Origin of the sequence: Oxalobacter paeniformigenes (genome assembly GCF_027158465.1) — a bacterium.
Taxonomy (GTDB): domain Bacteria; phylum Pseudomonadota; class Gammaproteobacteria; order Burkholderiales; family Burkholderiaceae_D; genus Oxalobacter; species Oxalobacter paeniformigenes.
The window spans coordinates 92,688-107,102 of the sequence record NZ_JAMKYL010000005.1 but is presented as its reverse complement, the minus strand read 5'-3'; the positions used below and the strand labels follow the sequence as shown (position 1 = coordinate 107,102).

At 54.4% G+C, this 14,415-nt stretch carries 13 protein-coding genes; 5 read left to right on the top strand and 8 right to left on the bottom strand.

Going from position 1 to position 14,415, the window contains the following annotated elements; all coding sequences use genetic code 11:
- Positions 1–50: 50 nt before the first annotated feature.
- The 4 genes from NAI64_RS07245 (at position 51) to NAI64_RS07230 (ending at position 4,500) form a co-directional block, all read left to right on the top strand.
- Positions 51–989, top strand: coding sequence for an ABC transporter permease (locus NAI64_RS07245; protein ID WP_269299161.1), 939 nt, complete (start codon positions 51–53; stop codon positions 987–989).
- A gap of 5 nt (positions 990–994) precedes the next feature.
- Positions 995–2,119, top strand: coding sequence for an ABC transporter permease (locus tag NAI64_RS07240; RefSeq protein ID WP_269299160.1), 1,125 nt, complete (start codon positions 995–997; stop codon positions 2,117–2,119).
- Positions 2,116–3,828 carry an ABC transporter ATP-binding protein gene (locus NAI64_RS07235; protein WP_269299158.1) on the top strand — a complete coding sequence of 571 codons (1,713 nt, stop codon included), beginning with the start codon at positions 2,116–2,118 and terminating at the stop codon, positions 3,826–3,828. Before NAI64_RS07240 ends, NAI64_RS07235 begins: the two co-directional genes overlap by 4 nt.
- 111 nt (positions 3,829–3,939) lie before the next feature.
- A complete protein-coding gene (locus NAI64_RS07230) occupies positions 3,940–4,500 on the top strand; it encodes a YaeQ family protein (protein WP_269299156.1) in 561 nt (186 codons plus the stop codon).
- Between the two features lie 28 nt (positions 4,501–4,528).
- On the opposite strand, the gene NAI64_RS07225 is transcribed toward NAI64_RS07230, so the two are convergent.
- The 3 genes from NAI64_RS07225 to yjgA are packed head-to-tail and all read right to left on the bottom strand — an operon-like array spanning position 4,529 to position 6,429.
- Positions 4,529–5,203: an alpha/beta hydrolase gene (locus tag NAI64_RS07225; protein ID WP_269299154.1), complete on the bottom strand. Its 675-nt coding sequence runs from the start codon at positions 5,201–5,203 to the stop codon at positions 4,529–4,531.
- 37 nt (positions 5,204–5,240) lie between these two features.
- Positions 5,241–5,840, bottom strand: coding sequence for a molybdopterin adenylyltransferase (mog, locus tag NAI64_RS07220; RefSeq protein ID WP_269299152.1), 600 nt, complete (start codon positions 5,838–5,840; stop codon positions 5,241–5,243).
- Positions 5,830–6,429 carry a ribosome biogenesis factor YjgA gene (yjgA, locus tag NAI64_RS07215; RefSeq protein ID WP_269299150.1) on the bottom strand — a complete coding sequence of 200 codons (600 nt, stop codon included), beginning with the start codon at positions 6,427–6,429 and terminating at the stop codon, positions 5,830–5,832. The genes mog and yjgA overlap by 11 nt, the downstream gene beginning before the upstream one ends.
- A gap of 88 nt (positions 6,430–6,517) precedes the next feature.
- Here yjgA and pmbA point away from each other — a divergent pair, with 88 nt between their 5' ends.
- Complete coding sequence (gene pmbA, locus NAI64_RS07210) at positions 6,518–7,870, top strand: metalloprotease PmbA (protein WP_269299148.1); 1,353 nt, start codon at positions 6,518–6,520, stop codon at positions 7,868–7,870.
- Positions 7,871–7,896: 26 nt separating this feature from the next.
- Here the strand turns inward: pmbA and NAI64_RS07205 are convergent, their stop codons facing one another.
- The 5 genes from NAI64_RS07205 to holA are packed head-to-tail and all read right to left on the bottom strand — an operon-like array spanning position 7,897 to position 14,403.
- Positions 7,897–8,679 carry an aminotransferase class IV gene (locus NAI64_RS07205; RefSeq protein ID WP_269299147.1) on the bottom strand — a complete coding sequence of 261 codons (783 nt, stop codon included), beginning with the start codon at positions 8,677–8,679 and terminating at the stop codon, positions 7,897–7,899.
- A gap of 4 nt (positions 8,680–8,683) precedes the next feature.
- Complete coding sequence (pabB, locus tag NAI64_RS07200; protein WP_269299145.1) at positions 8,684–10,789, bottom strand: aminodeoxychorismate synthase component I; 2,106 nt, start codon at positions 10,787–10,789, stop codon at positions 8,684–8,686.
- The gene (locus tag NAI64_RS07195) at positions 10,786–12,033 is read right to left on the bottom strand and encodes a THUMP domain-containing class I SAM-dependent RNA methyltransferase (protein ID WP_269299143.1); all 1,248 of its coding nucleotides are present in this window, start codon (positions 12,031–12,033) and stop codon (positions 10,786–10,788) included. The genes pabB and NAI64_RS07195 overlap by 4 nt, the downstream gene beginning before the upstream one ends.
- Before the next feature lie 29 nt (positions 12,034–12,062).
- Positions 12,063–13,328 (bottom strand): glutamate-5-semialdehyde dehydrogenase, encoded by a 1,266-nt coding sequence (locus tag NAI64_RS07190; protein ID WP_269299142.1) that lies wholly within the window; start codon positions 13,326–13,328, stop codon positions 12,063–12,065.
- A 58-nt stretch (positions 13,329–13,386) separates the two neighbouring features.
- Positions 13,387–14,403, bottom strand: coding sequence for a DNA polymerase III subunit delta (gene holA / locus NAI64_RS07185; protein ID WP_269299141.1), 1,017 nt, complete (start codon positions 14,401–14,403; stop codon positions 13,387–13,389).
- Positions 14,404–14,415: the final 12 nt, after the last annotated feature.

Here is a 14,415-nt window from a genome sequence, read left to right as displayed (position 1 = left end):
CGTGACCGGCACGATGCTGGTGAGTATCCCGACAGGAAACGTCACATACTATGTTGCCTTATCTGATCCGTCGTCTCTGGCAGATGATCCCGACTCTTCTGGGAGTGCTGTTGCTGGTTTTTCTGCTTTTCAACTGGGTCGGGGGGGATCCTGCCTATGTGCTGGCCGGAAAAATTTCCAATCCCGAACAGATCGCGAATATTCGCAGGCAACTGGGGATCGATGAGCCGCTGTATGTACAGCTCTGGATATTTTTGAAACAGACAGTCTGTTTCGATTTCGGAAACAGCTGGAGTACCGGTGAATCCGTTTCCAGTATCATTTTGTCGCGTCTCGGGCCTTCGCTGATTTTGCTGGTCCCGCTGACGATTCTGGAAACGGGGCTGGCCATTGCACTGGGGTTGGCGGTCGCCTATGTGCGCGGTTCGCTGACCGATCGCATGATCATGATCGTTTGCACTATCGGGATGTCGGTCAGCATTCTGGTCTATATCATCGTTTTCCAGTACTGGCTGGCATACAAGCTGGGATGGTTTCCTGTGCAGGGATGGGGCGGTGGCTGGCTGGAGAACCTGTTCCGGTATGCTTCGTTGCCGATACTGATTCTGCTGGTAGTCAGCATCGCACCCAATCTTCGTTTGTACCGGACGTTCATGCTCGATGAAATCGGGCAGGATTATGTCAGGACGGCGCGTGCCAAAGGCGTGTCGGAGAAAAGGATTTTGTGGGTCCACGTATTGCGCAATGCGGCGATTCCGATCATTACCTACGTGATGTCGAATTTGCCGTCGTTGCTGATCGGCGCGTTTCTGGTCGAACGCTTCTTTTCCATACCCGGTATCGGTCGGGAAATCATTCTGGCTGTGGAACGGAGCGATTTTCCGGTGATCAAGGCCATTACGGTATATGTCGCCATTGCGACGATGTTTTTCAATCTTGCCGCGGATTTGCTGTATCAGAAGATCGATCCGCGTGTGCGTTTGCGGTGATGGGTATGACAAACCGGAAAGCGCAGTCCGACGGATTGTGGAAACTGACATGGAAACGCCTGAAGGCGGACAGGGTCGCCATGTGTTCGATGGGGATCGTTCTGCTTTTTCTGGCGATGATCGTGCTGTCGGCATCAGGCCTCGTCGCGTCGGACTGGTCAAGGGAAGTGGGTGTTCACTATGCACCGCCTGATTTTATCGGTGTACAGGCGGAAGATGGATCGGAACGGGCGGCAGAAGTGCCGGCGGCCGATTTGCCACCAGAAAATCCGGCTGATCCGTTAAGGGATGTATTGCGCAAATTGCGGAAATCGATGTCGTCCGGGCAAGCGGTCTTTGATGATTACGGTATCGCCGATCCGTTGCAGGAAGAACTCGATGTTATTCGTCAGGCACAACAGGACGGTGGGATAACGTCTGGCAATGAAGAAGGTCGCCTCAAAACGCTGCCGTTCGGTGCGGACAAGTGGGGGCATGATGTCATCAAGAAAACGGTCAAGGGTTCTGAAACGTCCATTCTTGTCGGCCTGGTCGCTGCGTTGGTCGCGACAGTGCTGGGCACGCTTCTGGGTGCTTTTGCAGGATATTTCGGCGGTTGGCTCGATGATTTGCTCAACTGGTTTTATAACGTGTTTACTTCGATTCCGTATTTGTTGCTGATTCTGGCGGTGGCCGCCGTATTGCAAAGCAAAGGAGTGCTGACGATCATTCTGATTCTGGGACTTACAGGATGGACCGGTGTGTTCCGTCTCGTTCGCGCCGAGTACATGAAGCACAAGGAGCGGGAATACGTACTGGCGGCCAGCACGATCGGTGCATCGGACTGGCGAAAAATGTTCATGCATATCTTTCCCAATGTCAGTCATATTTCACTGGTGCAGATGTCGATTTTGTCGGTCGGATTCATCAAGTCGGAAGTGATTCTGAGCTTTCTCGGTTTCGGGGTTCCGGTCGGTGTGGTTTCATGGGGCAGTATGCTCAACGAAGCACAAAACGAACTGATTCTCGGAAAGTGGTGGCAACTGGCTGCTGTGACCGCGGCCATGGCTGTGCTGGTGACGGCGTTGTCGCTGTTTACCGACGGCTTGCGTGATGCACTGGATCCGAAACTGAAACAGGGGGATGCATGAACGGTACCAGGTATCAGCACCTTCTGGAAGTGGACAATTTGCGGGTCTCGTTCAGGACAGGCAAAAAGACTTTTTTCGAGGCGGTCAAAGGCATTTCTTTTGTCGTTCCGGCAAACAGCACGGTTGCGCTGGTCGGTGAATCGGGAAGCGGAAAATCGGTCAGTGCGTTGGCGATCATGGGATTGTTGCCGCCTGAAAATGTCGTGATCGACGCCTCTTCGGATATCCGTTACAGGGGCGAGAGCCTTCTCGGCATGACGCCTAGGGAACGGCGGAAATTGTGTGGTTCGGAAATTTCCATGGTGTTCCAGGAACCGATGTCGTCACTGAATCCTGTGTTTACCGTAGGTGCGCAGATCGGTGAGGTGCTTCGCCTGCATATGGGAATGGATGCGCGGCAGGCGAAAAGAAGGGCGGTCGAATTGTTGCATGAGGTCGGCATCGTGGATCCGGAACACAAGGTGGATGCCTATCCGCACCAGTTGTCCGGCGGACAACAGCAGCGGGTCATGATCGCCATGGCGATTGCCTGTGAGCCACAGCTTTTGATCGCAGATGAACCGACGACAGCGCTGGATGTGACGATACAGCGGCAGATTATCGGGCTGATTCAGGCGTTGCAGCGCAAACGTCATATGTCTGTACTGTTCATTACGCATGATTTGCAGCTGGTATCGGAAATCGCGGATGAAGTTATCGTCATGCGTTATGGGGAAATCCGTGAGCAGGCCAGCGCGCAGGCGGTTTTCGAGCATCCATCGCATCCTTATACAAAGGCATTGCTGTTGTGCCGTCCGCCGATGGATGCGCGCCCGAATCACCTGCCTGTGATCGAGGATATCATGGCTTCGGGTGGCGAGTCGCTTGCGGGTGGCCCGGACAGGGTCAGGGGATATGCCGAAGAGGATGAAGTCGTCCTGGATGTGCGGCATTTGAGCAAGCATTTCGAGATCAGGGACGGTTTTTTTCGCAAGCGGGTATTTGAAGCGGTCCGTGACGTATCGTTTACGTTACCACGTCGCAGGACGCTTGGTATCGTCGGCGAGTCGGGATCGGGAAAGACTACGCTGGGTCTGACGCTCATGCGTTTGCACAAGGCGACGGCCGGTCAGGTCCTGTTTAAGGGAGACGATATTCTGGCCATGACTGACAGGGAATTCATGCCGTACCGGCGGCGGATACAGATCGTGTTCCAGAATCCCTATGCATCGCTCAATCCGCGCTTTACGGTCGGACAGATTTTGATGGAACCGATGACGATCCACAGAATCGGCGATTCGTCTGCCGAACGGCAGGAAATGGCGTTCGACTGGTTGCGCAGGGTCGGTTTGCCGACAGATGCGTTTTACCGTTATCCTCATGAGTTTTCAGGTGGACAGCGCCAGCGGATCGCCATTGCGCGTTGCCTGACGATGCAGCCGGAAGTTCTGGTGTGCGATGAGTCTGTTTCGGCTCTCGATGTCTCGGTACAGGCGCAGATTCTCAATCTGTTGCAGGATTTGCAGGACGAATTCGGTTTGTCGTATCTGTTTATTTCCCATGATTTGTCCGTCGTGAAATATATGGCGGACGAAGTGATGGTCATGCAGCATGGCCAGGTTGTCGAAACGGGGCAGTCCGATGCATTGTACCGTCATCCTGTCCATCCCTATACGCAGGCATTGCTGGCGGCGGTTCCCAAAGACCGGTATCGCATGAGGGCCGGATGACGGAGATGTTTTTCGTCGGTACCGGTGGTGTGTACCGGTGGTGTGTTTTCCGGCGACATCACCGGATGTATTCGTATCGTCCGGTTTGAGGTCATCAAGTACGCAGGAGTTATGGCGCTTTCCGCATCGATTTTCAAGGCGACTGTCCGGATCGACGATATGGACAGGTCGCATTATGGTACTTATTCACTGACGTTGGCACGGCATCCGTCCGAGACAGATGAACGCATGATGGTGCGTTTACTGGCGTTTATGTGTTATGCCGATGAAAGGCTCTCGTTTACGAAAGGTTTGTCTGAAACGGATGAGCCCGATTTGTGGATGCATGACTTGCAGGGGCAGGTTGCGTTGTGGATCGAAACCGGTACGCCGACCTTGCGTCGTGTCGTGTCCGCCTGTCGCAAGGCTGAACGGGTCGTGGTGTTCGCTTACGGGCGCAGCGTCATGCAATGGTGGCGCAAAAACGGGGCGGATTTCGGGAAAATGGGCAATCTCGATGTCGTTTGTCTGCCGGAAGCGTTGACAGATTTTATGGTTGCTCGTGTGCATCGTACGATGCAGTGGCAGTGTCTGGTTCAGGACGGACAAATGACCGTCATGGATGAGAAGGATGCCTTTGAGTGGGATTTGCAGGGCAGTATCGGCCCGTCTGCATGCAAGGCTGACCCGTGATATATATCACGGGTCGGGATGGGCATGGTTATGCCAGCAGCTGACGCAGCCAGTCTCCGAGGTCATTGACTTCGGTGAGGGACATGGTATGGGTCATGTGGTAGGCGTTCCAGCTGACATTGTAGTTCAGCGCGCGCAGCAGTCGCATGCTATCTTCTCCACGCGAGAACGGGACGACTTCATCCTCTGTGCCATGAGCCAGAAAGATCGGGGTGTCCTGATTGGCGGGATGGCGTTCTTCAGGAAAAGAATAAATCAGCGGGACATAGCCGGACAGCCCGATGATGCCGCCCAGTTTTTCCGGGAAGCACAGGCCGGTATAAAGTGCCATGGCGCAACCTTGCGAGAAGCCGGCAAGCAATATCCGGTCATAAGGTACGCCGCGTTTTCTTTCCTGTTCGATCAGGCCGGTGATGAGACGTTGTGACTCATGGACACCTTCGGTGTCTTCCATGTCCGAATCTTCAAAACCACTGTAAATATCGAACCATGCGCGCATCGGATAACCGGCATTGGCCGTAATCGGGCGTTCCGGAGCGTGCGGGAAAATGAAACGGATAGGCGGGCATCCTGTGAGGTCGAATTCCTGAACCAGTGGAATGAAACTGGATCCGTGATCTCCCAGACCGTGCATCCAGATGATGCTGGTTTGGGGGTCGGCGCCGGTATCGGTCTGGCTGTATTGCAAAAAGGTTCTGTTCATTGTTTTTCTCGTCGGTTAAACAGGTGGAAAAAACGGGTCAGCTGGTTTTGGTTTCCGGACGCCATGCCTTGCATATAGCTTCGTTCGTTTCGATGGCGGGGCCACCGATGAGTTCGATGCAGTAGGGGATAGCGGTGAAAATGCCGGGTTCGGTGATATTGCCGTCGGCATCGCGTACACCTTCCAGCGTCTGGCGGATGGCGGCCGGGCGGCCCGGAAGATTGAGGATCAGGGATGCGTGATCCGGCCGTTCGCAGATGACGGCGACTTGTCTGGACAGTACGGCAGTCGGCACGAAATGCATGCTGATCTGGCGCATCCGTTCGGCGATGCCTGGCAATTCACGGGTGCCGACAGCCAGAGTCGCGTCCGGTGTCTGGTCGCGACGGGAAGGCCCGGTTCCGCCGGTCGTGAGGATCAGCGAACAGCGATCTTCATCGACCAGTTCGTGCAAGGTTTTTTCGATCTGTTCACGGTCGTCCGGTATCAGACGGGTTTCGAGCCAATATGGCGATGTGATCGCATGTGCCAGCCAGTCCTGCAATGCGGGAATGCCCAGATCGGGGTAAGTGCCGTTGTAGGCACGATCCGATATGGAAACGAGACCGATCGAGATATCTCCGGGTTTATGGTTCATGGTTTTCCTCACTTTCCGTATCATGTAAGACGGTTTTTGCCGGTGATGGTTCTGTCATGATTTGTCTGAGTAGACGGTATATTTCACGATAGGCTTTCGGGGGTTTGCCACCTGAAATTTCTTTTCGCGCATTGCGGATGAGCGTTCGCAGTTGCTGGACGTCCGCATGGGGATAGCGTTGCATGAATTCCGTGAGTGCCGTTTCTTGCGAGAGCAATTTCTCGCGCTGGTTTTCCAGCGCGTGCATGAATACCGTATCCGCACGGGATTGTCCCTTCCAGCTTTCGACGGCTTCGTTGATCCTGGCGATGTCTTCTTCATCAAGCGAGCGCATGAGCTTGCCGACGTATTGCAACTGACGTCTTCTGCCTTCGTGGTTTTTGATGCGGCGGCATTCGGAAATGGCATTTTGCAAATCATCTGGTATGCCGATGCGGCCGACACGCTCGGCCGATGCATCGACCAGTTGCTCACCAAGTTTTTGCAATGCGGTCATTTCGCGTTTGCGTTGCGATTTGGAAGGGCGGTCGTATTCTTCTCCGAATTCTTCGGACTGGAAACCGCAGTTGCCTCTGTTGGAATTTGGCATAATCGGACTTCTGTGTAAGGTCATTAAATCATTTGTATTTGGCTGCTATCATAACAGCCTTGACAATACCTTCAATAAGATAATCATCATGGTCGATCCCGATTTCATTTACACAAGCGATCAGTTGAAACAGATCGCCGAGGATACATTGCGTTATGCACGACAAAAGGGCGCATCCGGTGCAGCTGTCGGTGTGAGCGAGGGAAATGGTCTTGCCGTCAGCGTGCGCAAGGGGGAAATCGAGACGATCGAGAAAAACCGGGACAAGGGGATCGGTGTAACCGTTTTTATCGGAAAAAAACGGGGCAATGCGACGACATCGGATTTTTCGCTCCAGTCTTTGAAACAGACAGTCGATGCCGCGTATAACATCGCGTCGTTTACGTCCGAGGATGCCGCAGCCGGATTGCCCGAGGCGGATATGCTGGAACGACATCCGATGGAGTTGTCGCTTTATTATCGCTGGCCGATCGGTACGGAAGAAGCCGTCGAACTGGCACGACGTACCGAAGCTGCCGCCTTCGATACCGACAAGCGGATCACCAACAGTGAAGGCGCCAGTGTCAATGTGCAGCATTCGCACTTCATTCTCGCCAACAGCGAAGGGTTTGTGGGCGGTTATCCAGCCTCAAGCCATTCTTTCTCGGTGGCACCGATCGCGATGTCAGGCGGCAATATGCAGCGTGATTACTGGTATACCGCTTCACGTGATCCTGATCGGCTGAAATCGCCTGAAGAGGTCGGTCAGCGTGCAGCACGTCGTGCGCTGGCAAGATTGGACGCCCGACAGATCGGAACGCGGAAATGTCCGGTATTGTTCGAGGCGCCGGTTGCGATCGGGTTGCTCAATTCGTTTGTTTATGCCATTTCAGGGGGAGCGTTGTATCGCAAGTCCAGTTTTCTGGTGGATTCGCTAGGAAGACAGGTGTTCCCGGAACATATCGGGTTGCTTGAAGACGCGCATGTCAAAGGGGCGATGGGGTCGGCACCGTTCGATGACGAAGGTGTCAGGACGGGACGGCGGCAGATTGTGGAAAACGGCAGGGTATGCGGCTACTTTTTGTCGACGTATTCGGCACGAAAACTGGGAATGCAGACGACAGGCAATGCCGGTGGTTCACATAATCTGGTGTTGTCGTCGTCATTGACCGGAGCGGGCGATGATTTCGATGCCATGTTGAAAAAAATGGGAACCGGTCTGGTCGTGACTGAATTGATGGGACAGGGTATCAATTATGTGACCGGTGACTATTCACGTGGTGCTTCCGGTTTCTGGGTGGAAAACGGTGTGATCCGGTATCCGGTGCAGGAAATTACGGTGGCAGGCAATCTGAAAGATATGTTCGCGCATATCGTCGCCGTCGGTGACGATACTCTGATTCGAGGAGCCAAGCAGTCCGGGTCGATTCTGATCGAAGAGATGACGGTCGCCGGTGTCTAGGCAGCAAAAACTGTGCGGCTTCATGCTCAGGTGACAGGTTCCCGGAAACTTTCCAGTGCTTCTCGCCAGTATCCGATGTCAGTGTGTGCATGGGTTTGAATGGGGGAATGTTCCCAGCCGACGACTTGTCGAATACCGTGAAGGGCATTGACGGCCCAGATTTCACGGTGGTTCAGTTCGTGCGGTTTGCGCATCCGGCAGGCAACGGGGATTTTGTGACGGTCGGCGATATGCAAAATGAGTCGGCATGTAATGCCCGGCAGAATCCTGCATGAGGGCGGTACATGGCAGAGTGTGCCGTTTTCCCACCACATGATCGAGCTCGTCAATCCTTCGAGAACATATCCCTTTGGGGTCGTGATCAAGGCTTCTTCTGCACCTGAAGACAGGATGTCGCGACGCATGGCGATACATTGCGCCAGATCCGGGCCTTTGTGACGTGGCATTTTCCGGAAATCAGTGAGATAACCGTCATGAAGGCGGATCGTGTGGCGGATTGCAGGTGCCTTGCGGAGTCGGAACTGGAAAACGGGACGACGGAAGGAACCGGCCAGTTCAATGCGCGGGAACCAGAGACCGGCTTCAGGAATGCATGCCATCGCGGCATCCCAGAACGGGGTGATATCCCGTTCATGTATCGTGGTCAGCGACAGGACGCTCGACAGAAAACGTTGACGGTGCCAGTGCAGTGCGCGGGTCTGTCCGTCCCTTACGAGCCATGAATCGGCGATGCGCAAGACGGTTTCCGGTGCATCGACAGGAACAAGCGTTTTTCCGGGATGGTACTGGTAGATGACTTCAGCAGACATGATTTCAGGGTGTTGAGGTGTCGTCGGCAAAACCGGTCTGGAACAGATCGAGAAAGGCTTTGGCCTTGATGCGGGTTTCCTCGAATTCTTCTTCAGGGGTGGACAGCGCAGTGATGGCACCTCCCACGCCGAACGTCATGGTACCGTGCGACATGACGAGTGTGCGGATGACGATGCTCAAATCCACGGCGCCGCACAGGGAAAAATACCCGATGACACCGGAATAGATGCCGCGGGCGCCTCCTTCGAGTGAGTCCAGTATCTGCATGGTGCGCAGTTTGGGGGCACCGGTCATGGAACCGCCCGGAAAGGCGGCACGGATGCACTGGCATGGCGAGGAATCTTCGCGAATGGTGGATGTGATGGTACTGACCAGCTGGTGGACAGTCTGGTACGATTCAATGGCGAACAGTTTCGGTACCTTGACGCTGCCGGGGGTTGCCGTTAGTCCCAGATCATGTCGGACCAGATCGACGATCATCAGGTTTTCCGCCAGTTCTTTTTCGCTGGATACCAGCGACTCGTACAATTGTCTGTCTTTTTCCGGGTCTGCCGATCTGGGGCGCGTTCCCTTGATCGGTTTCGATTCGGCGATGCGGTCGCCGGAAATTTTCAGGAAACGTTCCGGTGAACAGCTCAGGATGTACAGGTCGCCCAGTTGAAGGTATGCCCCATAGGGACTGGGGTTGTTGCGGCGCAGAATACGATATGCCGTCCAGGGATCGGCATCCGTGTGTCCGACAGCTGTATTGGTGAGGCAGACTTCATAGGTATCTCCCTGACGGATGTATTCCTGACTTTTCCGGATCAGGTCGATGTAAGTCTGTTTGTCGTGTCTGAGCCGGAAGGGTGCCTTGATGGGAAGATGCGATGGCAAGTCGGGCAGGTGGCTGTCGTCTGGCCGGAATGAACGAAACCGGTTCGCCATATCGTCCAGCCATTTCACGGCGTTTCCGGTCACGTTTTTTTCGGACAATGCCAGCAGATGAATTTGTTTTTCCTGATGATCGATGACGATGCCGCGATCGCAAAACAGCAGGATGGCGTCCGGATACGGTGACGGGTGTGGGCGTTCTTTCGTTCCGTCCGCTTTCATTTCGTAGCCGATATACCCCATCCATCCCAGCGTGAATTCAAATGGAATGTCGATGCCATCGCGGGGGATGCGTTTTTTCGCCAGATCTTCTTCAAGCCATTCGAAAAGGGAATGACGGACGGTATGGGTACCGGAGGAATCCGTTATCTGGATGCTTCGGGTTGCGATATCGGCTTTGGCGATACGGCCGGGTGTCCCACCGGCGCATCCCATGAAAGAAAATCTTCCCGATCCGTAGCCGTTGCGGTTGCTGTCGAGCCAGATGGCATGGGGATGATGTCTGAAGCAGGTATCGAACAGGTATTCGCTGTCGAGTTCGTATGACAGGCGACGGTGGTGCAGGACAAGTGAGGTGCGTTCCCGGCAGATCGACCGGGCTGAAATGGCAGGTTTTGGCGGTGAAGCGACAAACGGGCTTCTGTCATGGCGCAGGTTCCATTCTTTTGTCAGCGTGTCGAAGTTTTCAAAAATCCGGTGGCCGAATGCCGTTCCGATGGATTCCGGATGGAATTGCACGCCCCATTGTGGCAAGGTACGGTGGCTGACAGCCATGATGGTGCCATCTTCCGCATGGGCTGTGGCAACCAATGTTTCCGGGAGTCTGTCCACGGCCAGCGAATGGTATCGGACGGCAGTAAATGGGGAAGGAATATGCTCGAACAGACCGGTGCCATCGTGTGTGATGCGTGAGTATCTGCCGTGACGTGCATGGATGGCAAGATCGACATGGCCGCCATGAAGGTGGCAGATGCCCTGATGCCCCAGACAAATGCCGAGTACCGGTACGGTGTTTTGCAGAATGGCATCGCGACAGATGCCGAAATCACGGTCGTGATCCGGCCGTCCTGGACCAGGCGAGATCACGATGTTGTCGAATTGTTGCAATATATCCGGGTGCCAGTCGCGTGCATCGTTGGGTATGACGGTCGGTGCACAGCCGTTGACGGCCAGAATCAGATGGTAAAGGTTGCTGGTAAAGGAATCGTAATTGTCGATCAGCAGGGTTCTAGTCAATTTTGCGTTTCTCCGGCGGATGGCGCAGGACGAGCGATACGGAATGTGGCCGGTTTGCGGGTACGGTTGGAGCCTGCAACCATATCGAAACGGAACAGACGGCATTCGATCGGGCCGTTGTAAAAAGGTGTTTTGCGTGATTCTTTCAGGCGAAGCAGTCTCGGAACGTTGAAATCGGCGGTAAACAGGAAAACGGTCCAGCCCGGAAAACGCTGTTTGAGGGTGGTTCCGAATGCCTGGTAGAAACGGATGGCTCTCTCGTTTTCTTCCAGATTGCGGTTGCCACGCACGCCGATACGTTCGCCGTATGGCGGATTGGTCAGGATGATGCCGGGTTTTTCGGTCGGCAGACGGATTTCCTGCGCTTCGATCTGGTGAAGCGGAATATCGAAAGTGATGCCGGCCGCTTTCAGGTTGTGGCGGGTCATGTCCAGCATGTCGCCGGAGATGTCGCTGCCGAAGATCGACGGTTCCATCGGTGCCGGGTTGAGGCGAACTGCCGATTTCATGGCCTGCCATTTTTCACGATCGAACCCGGTGAATTTTTCAAACGAGAAGGTGCGGTTGAGTCCGGGGGGAATGCCCAGCATGATTTGTGCCGCTTCTATCAGAATGGTGCCCGATCCGCACATGGGGTCCAGCAGCGGGATGCCGGGTTTCCAGCCTGCGGTTCTCAGCAGTCCGGCGGCAAGGTTTTCACGCAGTGGTGCATCACCTGTTTCATGACGCCATCCGCGTTTGAACAGGGCTTCGCCTGAAGTATCCAGATACAGGGTGACGTTGTGCGCGTCCAGAAAAGCGGCGATACGGATATCGGGTGTATGAGTGTTGACGGAAGGTCGGGAGCGGGTAAAACTCCTGAAACGGTCCACAACACCGTCCTTGATGCGCAGGGTGGTGAAGTTCAGACTTTTCAGTGGGGAACGGATTGCGGTGATATCGATACGGATCGTGTTTTCCACACCGAACCATGTTTCCCATGGTTGTTTGACAGCCAGACGGTATATGTCTTCCTCATGGCGATAGGATGACTGTGCGACACGTTGCAAGACGCGCGATGCAATGCGCGAATACAGGTTGATCAGCCAGCCGTCATGCTGCATGCCGGAACAGTGGACGCCGCCCGGAATGGTCTGGTGAATATGGAGCGTATCGCTTTTGCCGGCGATTTCCTGCAGTTCTTCGGCAAGGGCGGCCTCAAGTCCTCGCGGACAAGGGCAAAAATAGGAATGGATTGTCGGCATATCGGTTACCTGTTGACCGTGTGGATGGATTATTTCCGGATTTCGCCATGTCCCAGTACGACATATTTCATGGAAGTCAGTCCTTCGAGACCGACGGGACCACGCGCATGCAACTTGTCGTTCGAAATGCCTATTTCCGCCCCCAGACCATATTCGAAACCGTCTGCGAAGCGGGTTGACGCATTGACCATGACAGAGGACGAATCGACTTCCCGCAGAAAACGGAGGGCGTGACTGTAGTTTTCCGTGATGATGGCATCGGTATGTTTGGATGAATAACGATTGATATGGCCTATCGCTTCGTCGAGGTTGTTGACGATACGGACAGACAGGATTGGTGCCAGATATTCGGTTTCCCAGTCGGCTTCGGTTGCACGTGCCAGATAGGGGTAATCGTAAAGAATTTCGTATGCCTTTTCATCGCATCTCAATTCGACTTCTTCGTCATGGTATCGTTTTGCCAGCATGGACAAGGCTTCCAGTGCCACGTTTTTGGAAACCAGAAGCGTTTCCATTGTATTGCAGGTCCCGTAGCGCTGGCATTTCGCGTTGAAGGCGATTTCGGCAGCTTTTTCAAGATCCGCGCAATCGTCGATGTAGATGTGGCAGATGCCGTCCAGATGCTTGATCATGGGGATTTTCGATTCGCGCATGAGCCGTTCGATCAGGCCTTTGCCTCCGCGTGGTACGATGACATCGACGTATTCGGTCATGGTGATAAGCTCGCCGACGGCGGCACGGTCGGTTGTTTCGATCACTTGTACGGCCTGTTCCGGCAAACCGGCGTGCTTCAGGCCTTCACGCACGAGCGATGCCAGTACCTGATTGCAATGAATGGCTTCGGAACCACCGCGCAGGATGGTGGCATTACCGCTTTTGATGCACAGGCCCGCGGCATCGACGGTCACGTTGGGACGTGCTTCGTAAATGATGCCGATGACGCCAAGGGGTACACGCATCTGGCCTACTTGTATGCCAGACGGACGCAAGCGAAGATCGGTGATTTCGCCGATAGGATCGGAAAGGGAAGCGATTTGTTCCAGCCCGGCAGCCATGGTTTCGATGGCTTTTTCCGAGAGGGTCAGACGATCCAGCAGTGCCGGTTCCAGACCGTTCTCTGCGGCGATGTCGAGATCTTTTTGATTGGCGGCGCGCAGTTGTGCGACATCACGACGAATCGCTTCGGCGATATATCGCAAAGCGCGGTTTTTGGTGTCGGTGTCCGCCCTGGCCATTTCGCTGGCGGCTTTGCGGGCCTGTTGCCCGATCCGGGTCATGTAACTTTTAATGTCCATTGTCGCGTATATGGTTGGTGGCTGGAAAAAATAACGTTACCATCGAGCGGGTATCCGTTCAAGGGTGTGCCAGTGACAAGCCCAGTTGTGTCAGAGCATCCCATGCATCGTCCATCCATGACGCCGAATGCAATCCCTTGATGATCCGGTCGATTTGTGCTGTTTGCTGCAAGGCGGTACGGATATCCTGTTTGTCAAGACGGTTTACAGCCGCTTGCATCAGACGTTCTCTGGGACCCCACAGGCGGAGCGTTTTGGCGATGCCGGAAAAGGATTGTCCGTTTTCAAGTGCGATCTTGCATTTGAGCAACGTCCGTATTTCTTCGGTGAATGTCCAGAGTATGAGCGGCAGCGGTTCGCCTTCGCCTTTCAGTCCTTCCATCATCCGGATGAAACGGCTCCGGTTGCCGCTGAGCATGGCTTCGTTCAGTTTGAAGATGTCGTAGCGCGCGACGTTGAGAACCGACTGGCGGACTTGTTCGAAGTCCAGCTCGCCTTCCGGATACAACAGACCGAGTTTCAGGATTTCCTGATGCGCGGCCAGCAGATTGCCTTCGACGCGCTCCATCAAAAAATCGATGCATTGCCGACTGGCACTCTGGTGCTGTTTTTTGAGTCGTGCAATGATCCAGTTTCCAAGGCGTGAAAGATCGATGGTCGGAATTTCGATATAGATGCCGTTTTTTTGCAGTGCAGTCACCCATGCGGATTTTCGGGTCGCCATGTCGAGTCTGGGCAGGGTGATCAGCGTGATATTGTCCGTGTGCCGTGCGGCGACATATTCCTGCAGGGCCTGACTGCCTTCCTTGCCGGGTTTGCCCCCGGGTATGCGCAATTCGATGAATTTTCGATCACCGAACAGTGACATGGCATTGTTGGCTGCGTGCAGTTGTCCCCATTTAAATCCGCGTTCAACGGTCATGACTTCACGTTCAATGACATGCTGGCGGCGTGCAGCCTGACGGATCTGGTCGGCTGATTCCAGTAACAACAGCGGTTCATCGCCCGTCAGGATATACAGCGGAGCCAATTCCTGATCCAGATGGGATTCGAGCGTTTCATATTTGAGCAGCATACATTCAGGTCG